The sequence below is a fragment of the Halobacillus sp. SY10 genome (genome assembly GCF_045401165.1).
Classification (GTDB): Bacteria; Bacillota; Bacilli; order Bacillales; family Halobacillaceae; genus Halobacillus; species Halobacillus aidingensis.
Window position 1 is genome coordinate 2,140,223 of record NZ_CP174345.1, and the last position, 18,688, is coordinate 2,158,910.

The following is an 18,688-nucleotide window of genomic DNA, read 5'->3' on the forward strand; positions in this document are numbered from 1 at the left end:
ATGATAGCCGCCTGAGATATTAAAAATATCCACGCTCACTTCCCCACTCAAGAAACAAATCATAATCTTCATATACCTTTTTTTCATAATGCTCGGCCCATAAACTGAGCTGCTGTCGGAACCTCTTTTTCTCAGTCCCGACCGCTTCCATAATGCTGTCTTCACTATGATAGTCGAGCATTCCTTCGTCAATATCCACATCAGCCCTCGCGTGGATTTTCGCACTCACTTTTGCCATCGTCTTTACCGTCTGTTTGACAGACTTAAGATCACTTAAATGTTTTTCTTTTACATCCTTGGAAAAAGGCGAGCGTTCCCGGACGTAAAAGTCTTTACCGTCCATCGTGAAATATCCGAGAAATGGATCGGAAAGGTGGTGCATCGCCTGCTGGGTGTGAATGACTCTTCTTCCCTGGTGTTTGTGATCGTTCCAAAATGCCTCATCATAAGGAAAGAAGTAAGCAGGTACTGGAGTTCGTGCTTCTTTCGCTTCAAGGATAATATCATCCTCATGGTCTTCGTGACACTCGCCTTCAATGAGAATGTAATATCTTTTCAAACCTGTCGAACCGATTCCCGCTCCTGTCTTTTTGACCACATCTTTGATCCGGTAATAGTCCTTCGACTTCTTTTTCTTTGCGTCCAGAGAATGATAATAGTCCTCCCACGCTTTTTCTAACATTCGTTTTTCGTGTTTAGGAACAGAAGACAGCTTGTCCTTCCCGATATCGAAAGACCGAATGGAATCGTGGTTGATGATGGTCTGCTTTTTCAGTTCGTGTGACAAACTTCTTTGCTCCGCTTTGTTTATCGCCTTTTTAACAGGACCTTTCGCTGACTCTTTCGTAAATTGGACTTTTTCCGGACTTAATTCTCGATCATTGTAGGCTTGCATTTGTTTTAAGTACGTTTTCAAATAACGATGGACCATCTGTTCTTTAGCCTCATCGTCATACGAAAAGGAATGCATCATCAGACGTATACTAACAACCATGCGTAAGACATCGTAAAGATAAGAACCAAGGTATCCTTCATCGAAGTCGTCCACATCAAAGACGATCTGCTTGTTTTCGTTTTGAAAAACACTGAAGTTGTTGAAATGTAAATCTCCCATGATCCATGTCGGTCTGTCCCTCGGTGTATGAAAGGTAAAAGGCAGATCTGTCGTATCATGAAAGAACAGGTAGGCGCTTCCTCTGAAAAAGCTGTAAGGATCGGCTTTCATTTTGTTATATTTCTTCTTTCGCTCTTTCTCCGTTAATGCCATTATATCCCCATCAAATTTGTCTAAAACAGTAGACAGCGAATTCTTTCTTAACATTTGTTTTGTTTCAAGCATCTGCTTTACTTTTTGGTCCATCGTCTCTCCTCCCTTAGATATAAGAAAAAGCGATTGCCTGAGAAGCAATCGCTTTTTTCATTATGACTCTGCTTTATAGTATAAACTATTGTTTTCTACAACTTGAAGCACTTTGTTTTCTTCTTCCATATCACTTCCGCACATTGGACACTTCTTGTTATTATTGGTTCTGAAGTTGTCTCTCATCCAACAGTTGCAATCTTCGGATGTACAAACCCATATCTTCGTATCTTCTTCTTTGATCTCAGCCTGATTTTTCTTTCCGAAAGCCATCGGCGTAGCCCCCCCTTTAGAATGTCATGATATAAAAGAGACTGACCTTCAAAAGCCAGTCTCTTTCTATTTTTTATTATAGTTTCGTGACGTTTGCAGCTTGTGGTCCGCGATTTCCTTCTGTCACTTCAAACTCTACAGCTTGACCTTCCTCTAGAGACTTGAAGCCTTCTTCGTTGATCGCGCTGAAGTGTACAAATACATCGTCTTCACCTTCAACCTCGATAAAACCAAAACCTTTTTCCGCGTTAAACCACTTCACTGTACCTGTTTTCATAGGGATGGATCCTCCAATGTTTCAAAAATTAATATGCGTTTTGCAATAAAGAAAAAATCACATATTATAAAAAGTACCAATAAGATTGATCACTCTTTATAATAGGTGATTGGAAGTGCGAACTTCTGAATATTGGTAAATTTTATCCTTTTATACACTATACTATGACTCACCGGTGAAGTCAAGCAGAGTGCGCTATTAACGTTACACGACTAGTATATACAGTGTGAAGGCGAATTATTCCATTAAATTATGATCTTTCTATGATGGCACAAGCGATTCGTTTTCCTGCATTTCCGCTTGGCTGGGACTCGTAGTCATCAGGCCCTTCATGGATAATCACCGATTTCCCGATAATGTCACCCACGTTAAAGCGGTCCGTGAAAAATATCATTCTTGCTCTTCCTTGATTGGAAAACAATACAGGGAAGTCTCCCGCATGATTCCCGTGCGGCTGCTCGTCTGGATTCCAGTGTCCCCCGGCAGAGGCGAAGGGATCTTTGCCGTCCCCGATTTCGCAAACTCCTTTTTCATGGATGTGAAACCCATGAGGTCCGACCTGCTTTCCGTTTTTTGGCTTTTTAAAATCAGGCAGCCCTTCCACCTGAACAAAGACTTCGACTCCGTAAGGCATTTGGTAAAATTGCATGGTCCCTTTCATGTTGGGAGCAAGTGGACTACTTAAAAATTTTGCCTGTGCCGTTTCAGAAGCATACGTTTGTCTATACGGACCGTTTTGGATATACAATAAACAACACCCTCCTTTCTGTCTATTCTTATGACCTCCGCTTCGCCCTTAGACCAATGGAGTCAGTGCATAGCAAATCCCCCTTTTCCGAGGAGGAGGAAGAAATCCTTAGAAGAGGGGGATGCTGATGTATTACCTTATGTGTTGGTTCAGTGAATTAGAACTTCGGAATTTGAGAAAGGATGTGTTCAAGGTCCTGGGTGTTTTCTGGTCGCTCAAGGTGAGACTGAAGCTGGGTAAAATGATCCGATACATCTTCTTTCCATATATTCATACATTCCATGTATCTTCTCCGCCATAACTCTGTATAATGATCGACAACTAATGATTCGAGTGTTTCCAATTGAGCTTTCAATTCTCTGGAAATGATGGCTGACATGGAATCCTTCATCTCTTCTTTCTCATTTCTTTCAAAAAACGCTTTAGGGTTTCTGAACAATTTTCGCAGGCTTGCTTTTTCTTTTTCCTCCATATCAACATGTCCACTGAGGATTGGAAGAGGAAATGTTCCTTCTTCGATCATTGACAGTTGAAGGGTCGGACGGATTTTATATAGATCACTTTCGATCCGTTCTTTCGTCTGATTCACTAACTGGTCCATGAAGCGCTCCATACGGACACAGACTGCTTTGACTTCCTGAAGCATTTCAAAACTCAATTCATCGAGGAGCTGCATCTGAGCAGCCTTCAATGACTCTTTGGCATCTCCATGGTTTTGAATGGTCGCTGGATTGAAATGTCGCTTGAACAAATCATTGAAATTCAACATCATTCGTTCATGTACGTAGTGAATCTGTTTACCTGCTTTGTTATGGATGGCATCTTCCGCTCCCTGGTCGAAGCTCTTCTCAAGGGTTCCGGAAATGTGATGTTGTTCTTCTTTACTCTTCTCTATTTCTTCAAGGCGTTCTTGTTCACTTAGCTGACTTGCAGCGATGAAGTTCTCGACGACTTGCCTTATACTTTTAATATCCTCATCAATCGCATGAATCATCATCTGTGCGAGATCTTCATGAAGGAAGGAGTGAAAACTTTCTTCAAACGCTTGAATGCCTGAATCCATTTCCTTGCCTTCCATCTTTTCTTCCAGTGCTTGCAAACTCGAAATAGAGAAAAGTTTCGGATGACGAATTTGGAATTCATTCAATTGCGCTCTCACATAAGATTCCACCTGTTTCCGTTCCTCGTCAGATGAGGCTAAATCGGCTGCATTAATGAGGAAGAACATTTTATCAAGAGTAAAGCTGTCCTTCACACGGCCTAGTTGTTTAAGGAACGTCTCATCAGCATGTGAGAATGGGTGGTTATAATAGGTGACAAATAAAACAGCATCAGAATCCTTGATGTATTCAAAGCTCACATCTGTATGACGCGCGTTGACGGAATCCGCTCCAGGTGTATCAACGAGAGTAACTCCCGCTTCCGTCCACGGACAGTCATAGAAAAGTTCCATAGACTCGATAAAGCAGGATTTTTCTTCCTTAGAAACATACGTAGAAAAATCATCCCATAAAACATCGATACGTTTCCCTAGATTCGGTTTCATACTCGGATAACCGTCTATGAAGGCACGTAAAAAAGAATGTTTCTTATGATCAAGCGCCTGCCAGTCTTTTTCTTTCAAGTTTTTAGTTTTCGTGTGTACATCTTGAAGTGTATGAGCCCTGAGGTCAAGGTCCTCCAGAATAGGAGATAAATCTTCAAGCATCTCCGCTTCCATCTTCACATAAGCATCAATCGAGCGGTCCGGTTTCTCCTCATTGGATGGAGATATTTTATTGATCGTCGCCGTGGTCGGATTGGGTGAAACAGGCAGGACCAGGTCTCCAAGCAAAGCATTCGCAAAACTGGATTTCCCCGCACTGAATGCTCCAAATAGGGCGATGGTATAATGTCTGTCATCCAGACGGTTCCGTTTTTTCTCTAATTGAGCATAGAGTCGCTTTGTACCTTCTAGTGAATGGATGTTTTTCAGTGTTTCATCCGCCCTGTGGAGCGCCTGTTCGATGGAAGATCCACTCTTTTTAGAAGGCGTAGGACGAGGATCAATCTCCTCTTCTTCAACGATCGAATGTTCAGCAGGAATTTCATCCGCACTCCTCCGGATCACCTTCTCTTTCCGCTTCTTCCATGCATCCCTGATCCATAACGTATTTTCTTCCGTGCTTTCTTCTTTCAGGTATTCTTCTAGGTTGTAACGGTATTCTTTGATTCTTTCATTTAAAACTTCTAGTTGTTTATCCATTTCTTGCTTTTTATCAGCCGCTTCAAAAACTTCTTTATGCTGTTCGACCATTTCTTGTTGATTGGCTGCAATTGCTTCGAGGAATAAACGCTTCCATTCTTGTATGAAACGCCGCGCTTCCTTTTGGATATCTTTGGATACATCATCGGTGTAGCGTAAAACATAAGAACCTGTGACAGACGCTCCTCGTTCGACAAGCGCATATAACCGCTCTCTCGGATAATGGAAGGTCTCCTTTTGCACGTGTTCAAGAAGCTTCTGGTCACTGACAGAATAGTGTTCCATCAACTGAAGCATTCGTTCACGAAGCGGCCAGTACAGGTTTTTCTCCACAGACTCTGTGAGCTTCGTGTAAAACGCCTGTTCTCTTGCCAACCGTTCTTCTTCTGTTTTCTTTTGTGTAAAAAGAATTCCCACTTTAAAGTCCGGCTGTACGGACTCTAAATAAGCCTCTGCATATTCACGAAGAGCGCTCGGCATAAGGTAGGCGTTCGAAATGAATTGACTGACTCTCTCCTGAAAATCTGCTTCTGCTTTTTCATGGAGAGCTTGTTGGTTTTCTAGTTCTTTGGAATGGAAAGGACTTTCTTCGATTATTTCCTCCCACTTTTCCTTTTCTTCTCGAAGTTGTGCCATCTCATCTTCGAGAAGATCCGAATAATGCATCACCGCTTCATCGGCAATCCATCCCACTTGTGTTTCCGCTTGTCTCTCAAGTTGGGGTTTCGAAAGGAGAATACGGAAGTCTTCCTTCAACGCTTGAATCTCATTGAAAGGAAGGGAATAATCTCTCAAGGATGTGAAGTAGATTTCTTCAGGGGTGATGCCCCACTTTTCAAAGGCGTTCGTTACCGTTTTTTGATAGCTTTCAATAGAAAGCTCTCTTTCTACATGTTTATCCACCTGGTTGATGACCACTGAAAAAGGTGTCTTACGCCGCTGCATTTCCAATAGAAACATAAGATTCACTTCAGACTGGACATGGTTATAATCCATGACATAATACATGTAATCCATCAAATGAAGAGATGATTCGGTAATCAATCGGTCGGCGTCATTCGTTGAATCCACCCCGGGTGTATCGACGATCGATACATGAGGAGGCAAAGACTGCCCTGGTTGTGAGATTTCAAGTCCTGTAATTTTCTCCCCATCTTTACAGAGCGCTTTAATCGTTTCCAGATCGATATCCGCATCATACCGGACGACCGTTCCATCCTGGAAATGAACAAGCGTATAGGGATCGCCTGTCTTCAACCGGACAATGTTCGCACTAGTGGGGATGGGGCTTGAAGGGAGAAGGTCATTATCTAATAACGTATTAATCAATGTCGACTTACCAGCTGAAAAGTGACCAGCAAAGCCAATCATCATTTCTTCATGAATCAACTTTTCATATAAATCCAATACCTTCTCTTGTTGTTCTTCATCTCCTTGATCTTTTAAAAAAGCGTATAAATTCTGAATTTTATCGATGCTTATATCCGTCAAATGGCTCATGTCTCGTCTCCTTTACCGTACAATGTCCTCCCTCATTCTACTCTTAAGAGCTATGTTTCCTCAAGAGGGAGATACTCAAAACGATGGGTCATCCATATAGGGAATCGCTGCATCCGTGTTCAATTCCCCATAAACTCTATTTGGAAGAGCTGTTCTTCCATTCAGCCAACCCCGTAATGAAATCACGGATGGTACTGTATCTCCACCGAGTCCGAAATGAAGAGTTAATGATTCAGGACTGTAACAAGCTGTATGAATCGTACCGGTCCATTGTTTATACCCATGAGAAAAGATCGGACCGTATGAGTCATTCAATAAATGAAAAGCCTCTAATTCATCAAGGGTATAAGCTTGACGACTTTTCAGATCATCCAGTCTTTCCTGTGAATTGGACAGATGCCTGCGGTTTTCCCGGGCAATTTCTGTGAAGTGATTGGTACAAGCCACCCCCTCTTTCACGATGACCCCGCGAGGAGAGCCCTCAATAATTTTTGATGTGCCTTCTGCATCGAACACGACATAGTTAAACGAATGTCTATGAGGGAGTTTCTTCAATAAGAGAACCGCTTCGCTGGTTGTTTTGCATGTTTCTAAGACCATCCTAGTCAGCAGACAACAAATAAACCCGTCTTCCGGGTGAATTCTGTTTACGAAATTATATCCAATACAAAGTCCGTGTTCGTTCATCCCGTCTGTGCGTCCTATGATGCGTTGGGATGGGCCAATGCTCGCATAGCCATCTTTGGGCTGAAACAAAACTAAACGACCCTCATACGTTTTGGGATGGTAATCGTAATTTCTGGCAAAGTACCCGTTTCCCGTTAAAATGGAACAGCCTGAACCTTCCCAATCCTGCTGATACCCACTGTATTCATGAATGACTTCATCAAGCGGCCATTGTAATCCTTCAGCAAGACCCCTAAGCTCATCGAAGAGGCCTTTGCAGTAAAGGTCCATTTGTTCTTTAACAACTTGAATGTCCACATCATATCGAAGCCTCGAGCGTTTCCGTCTTTGTTCATGATGTTTATATAACAGCGTACGTTTTAATTGTTCTCCTTGTTCGTACCCAAAGTCATCATAACGACCGCGAAACGCGATCAACTGGGAATAAAAAGGTTTCATTTTCCCGCCCATTCCTCATGTAACTGAGGATGATGAAGGATATGGTTGTGATCTGTTTCTTGAATGATGTGGACCTCAACATTCCAGTGTTCTTTCACGTAACGTTTGAACTCGTCATGTAATAGAACTTCATCCTTACTCCCAACATAAATGGATACTCTATCTTTTATATCACTCAGCAATTCTGGAGGAATTTTTTCGAGAAACCTCGAGGCAAGGAGCCGGAAACTCAAGGTTAGTTTTTCACTTTTGTTGAATTCGTCCGGAATCTCCGCAACTGTCCTGTCATTGAATCGATGGATATTCATCTTATACAAAGTCATGAGAAGCATGACTTTTTTGTCGAATACTGTATAATCCACATCAGTTCGATCAGTGGACTGTTCTGTCGCATCCTGATGGTACACCGGTAAAGCAGGATGAAAGAAGGGAGCAATAAACAAGTATTCGCTGGCAGCCCTCTTGTTTTTTTGAATTAATCTCAATAGGTTGGCACATCCCATGGAGTGTCCGGCCAAGGTAACTTTTTCATATCCTTTCTTTTCAATGAAATGGATGAAATCGAATAAATCATCATCATACTGCCCTATATAATCAATGTCCCCTCTCTTGGGACTCTTGTCGTAGCCTCTCAACACAGGGAAATAAATATCAGTGTCGCGTAAACATTCATCAGCAAACGCTTCATGATGATGAAACTCGGCGGTAATTCCGTGTACGATAATAATCGCTTCCTTGAAGGAGGCTCTTTTCTTAAGAACCGCATATTGCAAACGAGTAAAATCCCTGGCTATATAACTCGACCATTTGGTCTCTGTCATTCTTTCCATCCCTTTCTTTGCAGGTACGCTCTGAATTCAGGCACTTTCCATTCTTCCAAAAATTTATATTCGATGGATTTCATATAATTTTCTGACAGGTATTTCGATCCTCCACGATGAATTTCTTCAGCATAATGAAAAGGAGGTGCGATTTCAGCACGCTTTTCAATGACCGTAAACGAAAGGGCCTGGAAGGTGATTCCGTCGTCTCCTTCCACATGGACAATCGTTGGTCTGTAGACTTTCGTTTCTACCCCTTCCCTTTGATATAAATACTCACGTGCCTCTTTTCCGACTTCATAGACAACGCCTTCCACGTGAGCCCTGGGATCTTCGATAATGTCGGCTCTCGAACCGTCTTCAAAATGAGTGGAAAAAGCGAGCCTGTAATCGCTGAGCTTTCCTTTCCCTTTAATTGTAGTAAATAAATGGTCAACTCCATGGTCGCATAATCTGGAATTGTCCATACATGACCCATAAGCAAAATAGTAGAGATGGTCGCTTTGAATGTACCGATGGACTTTCCAATCGTGATTGTGGACCACTTCCCCCTGTGCTTCACGCGGCCAATAATAAACAAACGCTTCCTTTACTCCATCCGGGGTGGAAACTTCGCACGTCTCTCGCACGAAATAAGGGTCCTCCGTTTCTTTGGAATAGCCTTCTAATTCATCCAATTCCTCTAGTAAAGACGATGGAATATCGTACAATTCTCCATAGGTGATTTCCTGTGCATCTTTTAGAAAAAGGGGATAATAAGAGTGACCCGTATATAACGTTCCTTTCACAAAAGCCTGTTCAGAAAGCAACGTCGCTTCTTTCATATAATAATGATTTTCCTGATTCTTGCAAAGTGAACCGTAAACAAAAACCTTCATTTCAATGTTCCTCCTACTGTAAATCTTTAGCTGATAAGAAACTCTTTGTTGATTTTGCATGAGTCACTGCATTTAGGACCGCTCCTTCAACAGCTCTTACAGCCACGACTCCCAGGCTGTTGTAGTCACATGTTACTTTTCCTGCTCCCGCAAAAAACATCGTATCTCCATCAACGAACGTATGGGAAGGACGGATAGTGCGGGAGAGCCCGTTATGCGACATGTCCGCAAGTTTATTTGCTGCTGGTTTATCTACCTTCGCATTCGTAACAACGGCCCCGATGGTCGTATTCCCACGAAAGCGATTGGTCTGCCCCTCCATAATTTGACTCATCATGACTTCTTCACTATTTAAAAACTTTCCATCTTTCTGCAAACCGGCGATGATTTGGCCAGTTTCAGGGTTGATGACGTCACCAAAACAATTAACGGCGATGACAGCTCCCACTTTCACGTCTCCGATTTGAATGGCATAGTGCCCCAATCCGCCTTTCATACTAAAAGAAGGCCCTTTTCCTTTTCCAACAGTTGCCCCTGCACCAGCACCATAATTCCCTTGTTTCAAATGGGAATTCTCAAAGGCGGATGCTGCAGCTTTAAACCCCATTTTAGCATCCGGGCGCATCCCTTGGTCACCTTCTCTTAAATCAAATAAAATGGCACCTGGGACGACGGGTACTCGAGTGACCCCTACATCAAAACCGATTCCTGCCTTTTCCAAATATTTCATCACTCCTGCTCCAACATCCAGGCCAAAGGCACTGCCTCCAGACAAAAATAGGCCGTGAACCTGCTGAACAAGATTTTCGGATTTCAACGCATCGGTCTCCCTAGTACCAGGTGCCCCGCCCCGGACATCCACACCTGCCGTGGCGCCATCTTGACTCAGGATGACAGTACACCCTGTGTGATGATCTTCACTTTCTTTTTGACCAAAAACAAATCCCTCAATTTCCGTGATATCGATCTCTTTCATATAAATCCACTCCTTCTAAAGGTTTGCCGAATTCTATTTATGGGGAAACAAGAGGATAGATGAGGAGGTGGAAGAATGGAGAACAATCAAATAACTGTTCACGGCCGCGTTCAAGGAGTCGGTTTCCGTGCTGCTACCAAACAGATCGCTGAACAGATCGGTGTTTCAGGATGGGTGAAAAACCAGCCAGATGGTACCGTTCTTATTGAAGCGGAAGGAGAACATGGAAAGTTACAGGAGTTAATAAAAAAAATCGATGAGGGCCCTACGCCATTCAGTAAAGTGGAAGCTCTCGACGTTAAAAATAATGATCAGATCAATGACTATAAAAAATTTAAAGTCGTACAATGAAGATGACCGCACCCCTGCGGTCATCTTTTTTTCCATTTACTTTTGATGCATGGGACGAACGATGACTTCATTCACATTCACGTATGACGGCTGAGTCACGGCATAGGCGACTGCACGGGCAATGTCATCCGCTTCCAATGGATTCATACTACGGTTTTTGAACATTTCAATAACATCTTCGTCCGTAATGTGGTCAGTCAGCTCTGTATCCACCGCCCCAGGTGAAACGTTCGTCACCCGGACTCCCGATTTAGAAAGTTCTTTTTCCATTCCCATCGAAAGAGCTTTCACAGCATATTTTGTCGCGCTGTAAACGGTACTGGATGGAAAAACTTCATGACCCGCAACAGAAGAAACATTGACGATATGACCGGACTCCTGTTCAATCATCGTAGGCAAGCTTGCGTGGATGCCGTATAAAACCCCTTTTATATTAACATCAACCATCTGTTCCCATTCATCCACATGGTCATTCTTTAAGAAGGAGAGCAGCATGACTCCTGCATTATTAATGAAAAGGTCCACCGTATTAAACGCTGATTTCGTTTCGGAAACGAGCTTCTCTACATCTTCTCGTTTCGTCACATCTGTTTCTATAACTTTTGCTTCGACATTGTATTGTTCAGTAATTTCCTCTGCCAGTTCATTCAATTTTTCTGCTCTTCTAGCTGCTAATACGACATTCGCACCCTCATTTGCTAAATGATGGGCAATCGCTTTGCCGATTCCGCTGCTTGCACCTGTTATAATCGCTGTCTGGTTTTTTAGATTTGTCATGAATTATGTCCTCCCTTGTGATCATTCCTTTTCTATCTACCCTGCATAAAGAAAAATTATTCACCCAAGAACCAACTGGCTCCAAATACGGCAAACGAACCCCGGTTAACTCGAAGCTGAGTCTTCCACAGGCAGGAGCTTCAGTGAAAGAAGGAAAGTAAAGGGTGGTATGAAAAAGACCGCCTCTTTGGGAAAGAGACGGTCTGGTTATGATACTTATTGTTCTTCAAAGAACTTACGGTTAATCTCGATGTATGGAGTTTCTTCTTCTGGTACCTCGTCCTCGATATAAATCGCTTCAACTGGACACACCGCTTCACACGCACCACAATCTATGCAAATCGCAGGGTCGATATAGAACATATCTTTCCCTTCTTCGATACAATCAACTGGGCACACATCCACGCATTCTCCAGCTTTTTCATCTTTACAAGGGGATGTGATTACAAAGGCCATATCTATTTCTCCTCCTTTAATAGAATTTCGTGTGCTTATAAAATACTATTCACCCTTATTGGCTAAGATAAACACCACAATATACTATAACGATTTTGATAAAAAATCGCAATTCCTGTAGTCGTTCGACCATTTTTGCATCGAACTGAAAAAAAGGGAAAGAATGAAGTCAGTCTTCCCAAATACGTTCGACAGTATATTCTCCGCCTTGTTTTTGCACAAGAAAAACATCTGGACGGGAGAGACGCTTCCATTCATAAAAACCGATTTCACGGTTATATTTTTGCAGTAATAAGGCGAGCAAGTTCCCATGAGTAACAAGGAGAACGTTCCCACAATCTTCATTTTCAAGTTCGTCAATCAGAGAAAGGACACGTTTTTTCGCTTCTGTAGAGGATTCTCCTCCCGTTAATTTCAGCTCAGGATCGACGAATGTATCATGAAGGACTTCTTCCCAGTCATCCAGTGGTTCACGGCTGAGGACACGCTCCTCTAAGCGGTCATCCATTTCGATGGTTACATTATTTTTTCTGGCAAAAGGCTTGATTGTTTCAATCGCCCGCAAATACGGACTAGATAGTATGCGATCGATGCTGTGCCCATAATTCTCTAAAAAAGTCGCGAGCATTTGGGCCTGCCTGATGCCCGTCTTTGTCAGCGGGGAATCTTCATGTTGACCTTCTGTTTCACTGTGACGCACTAAAAATAATTTCTCCATTGCTACCCATCCTCCCCTTTCCATCACTTATGTCCATTATGGCTGATGGAACGAGTGTTGACAAGGAAAGTTGTAGAAGACATCACTTCCGATAGACACACTTTCCTCTATGCCACGTTTCCAGTACTTTTATATCCTTCAACTTTTCAGGTTCTATTTCCTCGGGATGCTTATCTAGGATTAAAAAATCAGCTTGATAACCAGGTTCTATTTTACCCTTTTCTTCTTCTTTATATTCGAGCTCTGCTGGTGTTTGTGTAAACCCTAGGAAGGAATCCTTTAGGCTCAACCTTTCTTGCGGCATCCAACCGCCTTCAGGGTTTCCGTTAAGGTCTGTCCGATTGACAGCCGTAAATATGGTCGTGAAAGGATTCAGTGCACCGATGGGAAGGTCAGAGCTCAACGTTAATGGAATATGCTCTTTCAAAAGGCTTTGATACGCATCACAGTAAGGCAGAAGGCTTTCCGGTGTCCATTTTCCTTTTTCACTCCATTCATCCAGAAGGAAAGAAGGTTGTGTTTCAATGTAAGGTTTCAACTCTCTCAACCTGGCAATCAGATCGGGAGCAAGCGTCTGGGCATGGATGATCCGGTGTCGTAAACGTTTCGTAGCCCCCTTGGATTTCTCAAGCGCTGTGATCGCCTGTTCTACAGCTCGATCGCCGATCGCATGCATAGCAACCTGCATATTATTGTCGCTTGCATATTTGACCATCTCATCGAGCTGTTCTTGTGTATAAATCAAACGGCCGTCTGCACTTGGCTCAACAGGATAAGGGTTCCTCATGGCCGCCGTATAAAGCCGTTGGGTACCGTCTAAGAAGATTTTGAAAGAACCTACCGTTACTTGAGGTGTCCCTTGTCCTGTGCGAATATCATTTTCTTCAATATACTTTTTCATGTCATTGATATTGAATACATAATGGTGAAGCTGAGCATCGATAGGTAATGCTTCTTCTTGTTCAAGCTCTGTGTAAGCCTGCCACAACCGTTCATAAGATCCGATAAAATTAATATCATCTGTGTGAACAGATGTGATGCCATGTTCGCTAAGATGAGGCAGCGCTTTTTTTAAGGCTTCTTTTGCATCTTCAGCAGAACGTCCCCAAAAATGGTGTTTGATGTAATGAACCGCCGTATCTTTGAAGCGGCCATTCCAGTGACCATGTTCATCTTTTTCTTTGAATTCATCTGGCTCTTTCTTAAAGTCCTCTTCTTTTTTCAACAATTCCATTGCTTGTTCACTGATGACACATTCATGCCCATCCTGATGCATGAAGTACATATATGCATTCACTTGAATTTCATTTAAATCTTTTGCTGTTAAAAGGTGATCGATATCATCAAAGTTTCCATCATTGAATCCTTTTCCAAAGATCCAATCGTACTGTTGAAGTTCATCATAATGGTTCTCGACAACAGCTTTCATTTCTTCCCAGCTCGTTACTTGGGTAAGGTCTAATTCTTTTTTTAACAGCCCGTAACGGAGCAGGTGCATATGACTATCACTGAAGGAAGGAGAAAGGGTCCGTCCTCTCCCATCTACAACATCTCCCTCTCCATTGTAAGGGGAGTCATAAATAGCCACGATCTTTTCCCCTTCCACTTTAATCGCATAAGTGCGGTCACTCTCACAAGTTTGATAAGGCTGGTAGATCCTAATATTATCCAAAATCATGGCATACGCTTCCTTTCAAGAACTTTTTAATTACCATTACCCCACTTAATCTTTTGTATAAACATGAGAACAAATCCCTCTATAGTAAAGATTTTATTTTTCGAGAGGGATTTGATAAGGAGATTTTCAGCCATACAAAAAAGGCAGGGATCAAGTCCCTGGCTTAACAGTCAATTATACCTCTTTGAAGTACTCCTTATAAAAACCGCCCATGCGGCCGGAATTATCAATGACAAAGTAAAACTCTTCACTTTCGTTTTTTACATCATACACTTTGCCTAGAGTAAGTACATTGTTCACGACGAATTTTTTTGCATCGTTATGAACACATTCGATTTGTTTGATGGTTTCATTGTTTTCCCAATTTTTGTGAATCATAGGACATCCTCCTTGGTTTCTGTGTACCTATCATACAATGAACAAAGGGATGACTCAATATTATAGACGATTAAAATTGGCCTTTATACCAATTTGCCGCTGTTTTCACTTCATTTTCTGTCAATTGATGTCCCATACGCTCCCAATGGACGGTGACATCCGCTCCAGCCTCAGTTAATAGCTCCTCTAAATCTTTTGTTTCTTGAGCTGGACAGATCGGGTCATTTTCACCCGCACCGATAAATACGGGAAGACCTGATTGTTTAGGGAGTTCAATACCTCTCCGCGGCACCATCGGATGGAACAGCAAAGCTCCCCGCAAGCTTTCTTTATAATGAAAAAGAAGGCTTCCTGCGATATTCGCTCCATTGGAATATCCGGCAGCGATAATATGGTTGCGATCGAACCCGTACTCTTTACTGGCCTCATCAAGGAAAGCGTTCAGTTCATCCGTTCTTGCAATCAAATCCTCCTCATCGAAGACTCCTTCTCTTAGACGTTTGAAAAACCGCGGCATTCCATTTTCCGATACATTCCCTCTTACAGATAGAACAGATGCATCCGGGTCAATCATCTTTGCTATAGGCAGCAAATCTTGTTCTGTTCCCCCTGTACCATGAAGAAGCAACAAGGTCCGTTCTGAATTACCTTTTTGGAAAATATGTTTCATATTCATTGTGCTTCATCCCTTTCATTCTAATTTACATAATATTTTTATGGAAAACTAATCTCAACCTACCTTCATTTTATCTTTAATTCGAGATAATGTCAAAAAATCATATTCTTAGTTTTTTGAACAACCAGGGGAGCAGGAGTACGATCATCAATAAACGAATCGTCTGCAAAGAGCTCACTATGGCAGGTTCACCACCCGTTTGCTCTGCAGTGATGGCCATTTCTACAAGGCCGCCAGGTGCCAAGGCCAAAACTGCTGTCTTTATGTCCATGGTTGTCCACCAGCTTAATACAAAGGCCATCGCAATTCCCACTCCAATCATGGAAACAGCCAAAACTAAGAAAGCAATGCAGGTCTTTCCAGCTGAAATGATCTCTCTTAAAGAAACCGTATGTCCTAAGTACGTGCCTAAGAAAAATTGAGCAAGAGTAAAAATTATGCCAGGTAAGGGATAGAAAGGGACACCTGCTGTCTTTAATGAACCTATAATAAGCATGGGTATGATGACGAGCGAAGCAGGGATCCAGTCTCTCACCTTCCAGGCTATGAAGGCAGCTACGAAATATAAAGGAATGGTATAATAAGAGCCTTTATTCACCCCTTCCGTGACACCAGCAACGACAGCTGTTGAAACATCGAAATTTCCATGAGTGACGTAAAAAGGAATGATAAAAAGAACACTGATCAAACGTAACGTATGAAAAATCGTCACAAGCGCGCTATTTCCTTTCATAGATTCACTAACGGCAATCATGGCAGACAGCCCACCTGGAGAACTTCCTACAAGCGCGGTCGTTTTGTCTACAGTCCCAAACTTGGCTATGTACAAACCGGCTACTAAGCTGAGTGCAATCATCGCTGATGTAAGAATGGTATAAGGGAAGAGATAAGGACCGATAGAACGAAACGTTTCCGCACTGAATGTAAGACCAATCTGGATTCCTAGTAAAACAAAGGCAATGTTTTTTGCTGCCGGTACAGTTTCCGATTCCAATGCCGTGAAGTATTTAGCGAGTACAACGAACACGACCGGTCCCAATATCCATGGGATCGGGATGTTCAAAAAATCGAACAAAAGACCGCCTGGCAATGCGATCAAATAAGTTTTCATTTTGTTCGAAGGTTTCATGGAGCCACCGCTCCTTTCAGAAATCTAAAAAGATTAACGAAGAATGAGAGGAATATAAGAAACCGCTCCCCATTCGGGAAGCGGTTAACCTATTCGTTTTTAACACCATATTCGATCATTCTAAAAAGTTGATCCGTCATTTCTTTCACTCCATATTTATGCCTGGTAGGAAATAATATGGAATGGAAAATGAGATCAGCAACCATCTCGCTTTCTATCTTATCTTTCCATATGCCTGATTTTTTCGCATCATCGATCCAATCCAACATTTGATTATACGTTCCCATTAGATCTTCATGGATTTTTGTGCGATAGAATAAGGCTAAGGTCTGATCACTGTTTTGCAGTTCCCGGATCATCTGATCAATATGATGGGTTTCTGCATGGTCAAGAAAAATGTATAGAAGACTGTAAAGCTTTTTATTTGGCGCTTCCTCTTCCGGTATCGCTTCGATTTGTTTGGTCATCTCTTCCATCATGTTTCTCATGTAAGAGAGAATGAGGTCTTCTTTATTTTTAAAATATTCATAGAGGGTACTTCTGCTCACCTGAAGCTCCGTCGAAAGTTTTTTAAAATGAACCCCGTGGATCCCTTCTTTCCTGAGCAAAGCACCTGTCTCTTTTAAAATCTCTTCTTTTGTAAGAATTCGTTTTCTTCCCAATTCGGTACCTCCTCAAGCTTCCTTCATTATATCATCATCAAAGGAAAGAGGGGTATCCGGAGAAACTCATTGAAAAAGGTACGTCAAATATCCATATCCTCTTTCTTCCATCTCTTCTTTAGGGATGAATTTCAATGCAGCAGAATTGATGCAATAACGCAATCCTCCCCGATCTTTAGGTCCATCTTCGAATACGTGGCCGAGATGGGAGTCCGCCCGGTCACTTCGGATTTCCGTACGGAACATTCCGTGAGACCTATCAACTTCTTCTTTCACCTGCTGCTTTTCAATAGGTTTCGTAAAGCTTGGCCAACCACAGCCTGCATCATACTTATCCTTGGAACTGAACAATGGCTCGCCCGAAACAATATCCACATAGATACCGTCTTCTTCATGGTCATGAAACTCATTTTGAAAAGGCCGCTCAGTTGCATTTTCCTGTGTGACTTTATACTGGATGTCAGTTAAGCGTTGCTTTAGTTCATCCGGATCTTTTTCATAACTCCAACGATCTTTAATGAAATCAGCTCGCCCGGATCCTTTCTTATACCGTTTGTAATGAAAACGATTCTTTTTATAATAATCCTGATGCTTGTCTTCTGCAGTATAAAACGTTTCAGCCGGCAAAATTTCCGTTACAATCGGGTCTTTGAATTTTCCAGATGATGCAAGCTCTTTTTTACTCTTTTCAGCCACTTGCCTTTGGTTCTCACTGTGATAGTAGATGGCTGTCGTATAGGAGTGGCCTCGATCGGCGAATTGACCTCCGGCATCGGTGGGGTCGATTTGCTGCCAGAAAAGCTCAACCAGCCGTTCATAAGGAAAAATGGCCGGATCGAAAGTGATCTGTACCGCTTCCCTGTGACCCGTCGTTTCCGTGACCACCTGCATGTACGTCGGGTTTTCTGTATGTCCCCCTGTATAGCCTGATACAATGGATTCGATTCCAGGACGTTCATCGAAAGGTTCGACCATACACCAGAAGCATCCCCCGGCAAATGTCGCTTTTTCTAATTGTGTACTCAATATATAACCTCCTAAGGCATAGGTGCTCATTTCTATAATTAGATATGTTCTTATTCTTGCTAACTCTACAAAAAAAATCAAGCTACACGCACAGCCTAAATGTATAATTTAGGCTGTGATGCACCTTGAGATCGTTTTTTCTCTTTTTTATCGAGAACACTTGTTGATTCCCATTCCTGAGAAACAGACGGTTTCTTACTGCTTTCGTCCAATGGTACAAGACTCTCATCATCATCGTCTGGCTCATTCATGATTTTCATCATATTGATCATGGCAGGAATGTTTTTCAGCATCGGTCCGTATTGCTGCATCATTGGTGCTGCCGATTGCATGGCTTTCAGGGCAGTCTGCATATGACCAAGCCATCCAGCTCCTCCTGTTTTTGCAGCTGTCCCTGCAGCACCAAGAGCCTGCGCACCAAAACCAGTACCTCCACCTCCACCGAGAACTCCTGGGAATCCGGCGCCGAAACCTGTATTTCCTAAAAAGCCTGGAGCTCCAAAACCGCCAAAACCCCGGCTGCCCGCATTTAGATACGGGGCCATCGAGCGCATCATTTGCGGTGCAGCTTGCTGAAACCCTGGGAACTGGCCCATAGGAGGGAAAGGCGGTTGACCTGTCGGAAACATAAAAA

At 42.6% G+C, this 18,688-nt stretch carries 20 protein-coding genes; 1 reads left to right on the forward strand and 19 read right to left on the reverse strand.

Annotated features, from left to right (window positions below):
* Positions 1-19: 19 nt before the first annotated feature.
* The 9 genes from ACJA3J_RS10900 to ACJA3J_RS10940 form a co-directional block, all read right to left on the reverse strand.
* Positions 20-1,360, reverse strand: a complete 1,341-nt coding sequence (locus ACJA3J_RS10900) for a DUF2252 domain-containing protein (protein WP_406946239.1) — start codon at positions 1,358-1,360, stop codon at positions 20-22.
* Between the two features lie 60 nt (positions 1,361-1,420).
* Entirely contained in the window at positions 1,421-1,633 is a 213-nt protein-coding gene (locus ACJA3J_RS10905) for a cold-shock protein (RefSeq protein ID WP_089652505.1), read from the reverse strand.
* A gap of 76 nt (positions 1,634-1,709) precedes the next feature.
* On the reverse strand, positions 1,710-1,910 hold the full coding sequence (locus ACJA3J_RS10910; protein WP_027954344.1) for a cold-shock protein: 201 nt from the start codon (positions 1,908-1,910) through the stop codon (positions 1,710-1,712).
* 250 nt (positions 1,911-2,160) lie between these two features.
* Positions 2,161-2,658: a superoxide dismutase family protein gene (locus ACJA3J_RS10915; protein WP_406946240.1), complete on the reverse strand. Its 498-nt coding sequence runs from the start codon at positions 2,656-2,658 to the stop codon at positions 2,161-2,163.
* Positions 2,659-2,815: 157 nt separating this feature from the next.
* On the reverse strand, positions 2,816-6,403 hold the full coding sequence (locus ACJA3J_RS10920) for a dynamin family protein (protein WP_406946241.1): 3,588 nt from the start codon (positions 6,401-6,403) through the stop codon (positions 2,816-2,818).
* 75 nt (positions 6,404-6,478) lie between these two features.
* On the reverse strand, positions 6,479-7,528 hold the full coding sequence (locus tag ACJA3J_RS10925) for a C45 family autoproteolytic acyltransferase/hydolase (RefSeq protein ID WP_406946242.1): 1,050 nt from the start codon (positions 7,526-7,528) through the stop codon (positions 6,479-6,481).
* A complete protein-coding gene (locus tag ACJA3J_RS10930; RefSeq protein ID WP_406946243.1) occupies positions 7,525-8,349 on the reverse strand; it encodes an alpha/beta hydrolase in 825 nt (274 codons plus the stop codon). The genes ACJA3J_RS10925 and ACJA3J_RS10930 overlap by 4 nt, the downstream gene beginning before the upstream one ends.
* On the reverse strand, positions 8,346-9,227 hold the full coding sequence (locus ACJA3J_RS10935) for a gamma-glutamylcyclotransferase (RefSeq protein ID WP_406946244.1): 882 nt from the start codon (positions 9,225-9,227) through the stop codon (positions 8,346-8,348). The genes ACJA3J_RS10930 and ACJA3J_RS10935 overlap by 4 nt, the downstream gene beginning before the upstream one ends.
* A 13-nt stretch (positions 9,228-9,240) precedes the next feature.
* The gene (locus ACJA3J_RS10940) at positions 9,241-10,203 is read right to left on the reverse strand and encodes a P1 family peptidase (protein WP_406946245.1); all 963 of its coding nucleotides are present in this window, start codon (positions 10,201-10,203) and stop codon (positions 9,241-9,243) included.
* Between the two features lie 75 nt (positions 10,204-10,278).
* Between ACJA3J_RS10940 and ACJA3J_RS10945 the strand changes: the two genes are divergently transcribed.
* Positions 10,279-10,554 (forward strand): acylphosphatase, encoded by a 276-nt coding sequence (locus ACJA3J_RS10945; RefSeq protein WP_406946246.1) that lies wholly within the window; start codon positions 10,279-10,281, stop codon positions 10,552-10,554.
* Between the two features lie 36 nt (positions 10,555-10,590).
* Here ACJA3J_RS10945 and ACJA3J_RS10950 read toward each other — a convergent pair whose 3' ends face one another.
* From ACJA3J_RS10950 to ACJA3J_RS10995, 10 genes are all read right to left on the reverse strand, one after another.
* The gene (locus ACJA3J_RS10950) at positions 10,591-11,331 is read right to left on the reverse strand and encodes an SDR family oxidoreductase (RefSeq protein WP_406946247.1); all 741 of its coding nucleotides are present in this window, start codon (positions 11,329-11,331) and stop codon (positions 10,591-10,593) included.
* A gap of 216 nt (positions 11,332-11,547) precedes the next feature.
* Positions 11,548-11,787: a 4Fe-4S dicluster domain-containing protein gene (locus ACJA3J_RS10955; protein ID WP_089652514.1), complete on the reverse strand. Its 240-nt coding sequence runs from the start codon at positions 11,785-11,787 to the stop codon at positions 11,548-11,550.
* 169 nt (positions 11,788-11,956) lie between these two features.
* Positions 11,957-12,505: a histidine phosphatase family protein gene (locus ACJA3J_RS10960; protein ID WP_089652515.1), complete on the reverse strand. Its 549-nt coding sequence runs from the start codon at positions 12,503-12,505 to the stop codon at positions 11,957-11,959.
* 82 nt (positions 12,506-12,587) lie between these two features.
* Positions 12,588-14,183, reverse strand: a complete 1,596-nt coding sequence (locus ACJA3J_RS10965; RefSeq protein ID WP_406946248.1) for an amidohydrolase — start codon at positions 14,181-14,183, stop codon at positions 12,588-12,590.
* Positions 14,184-14,357: 174 nt separating this feature from the next.
* Entirely contained in the window at positions 14,358-14,561 is a 204-nt protein-coding gene (locus tag ACJA3J_RS10970) for a DUF6501 family protein (protein WP_115894963.1), read from the reverse strand.
* A gap of 70 nt (positions 14,562-14,631) precedes the next feature.
* Positions 14,632-15,231 (reverse strand): alpha/beta hydrolase, encoded by a 600-nt coding sequence (locus tag ACJA3J_RS10975; RefSeq protein WP_406946290.1) that lies wholly within the window; start codon positions 15,229-15,231, stop codon positions 14,632-14,634.
* Between the two features lie 106 nt (positions 15,232-15,337).
* Positions 15,338-16,366: an AbrB family transcriptional regulator gene (locus tag ACJA3J_RS10980; protein WP_406946249.1), complete on the reverse strand. Its 1,029-nt coding sequence runs from the start codon at positions 16,364-16,366 to the stop codon at positions 15,338-15,340.
* An 89-nt stretch (positions 16,367-16,455) separates the two neighbouring features.
* Complete coding sequence (locus ACJA3J_RS10985) at positions 16,456-17,028, reverse strand: TetR/AcrR family transcriptional regulator (RefSeq protein ID WP_089652519.1); 573 nt, start codon at positions 17,026-17,028, stop codon at positions 16,456-16,458.
* A 66-nt stretch (positions 17,029-17,094) separates the two neighbouring features.
* Positions 17,095-18,054, reverse strand: coding sequence for a peptide-methionine (R)-S-oxide reductase MsrB (msrB, locus tag ACJA3J_RS10990; protein WP_115894961.1), 960 nt, complete (start codon positions 18,052-18,054; stop codon positions 17,095-17,097).
* A 95-nt stretch (positions 18,055-18,149) separates the two neighbouring features.
* Positions 18,150-18,683: a YqfQ family protein gene (locus ACJA3J_RS10995; protein ID WP_244157175.1), complete on the reverse strand. Its 534-nt coding sequence runs from the start codon at positions 18,681-18,683 to the stop codon at positions 18,150-18,152.
* Positions 18,684-18,688: the final 5 nt, after the last annotated feature.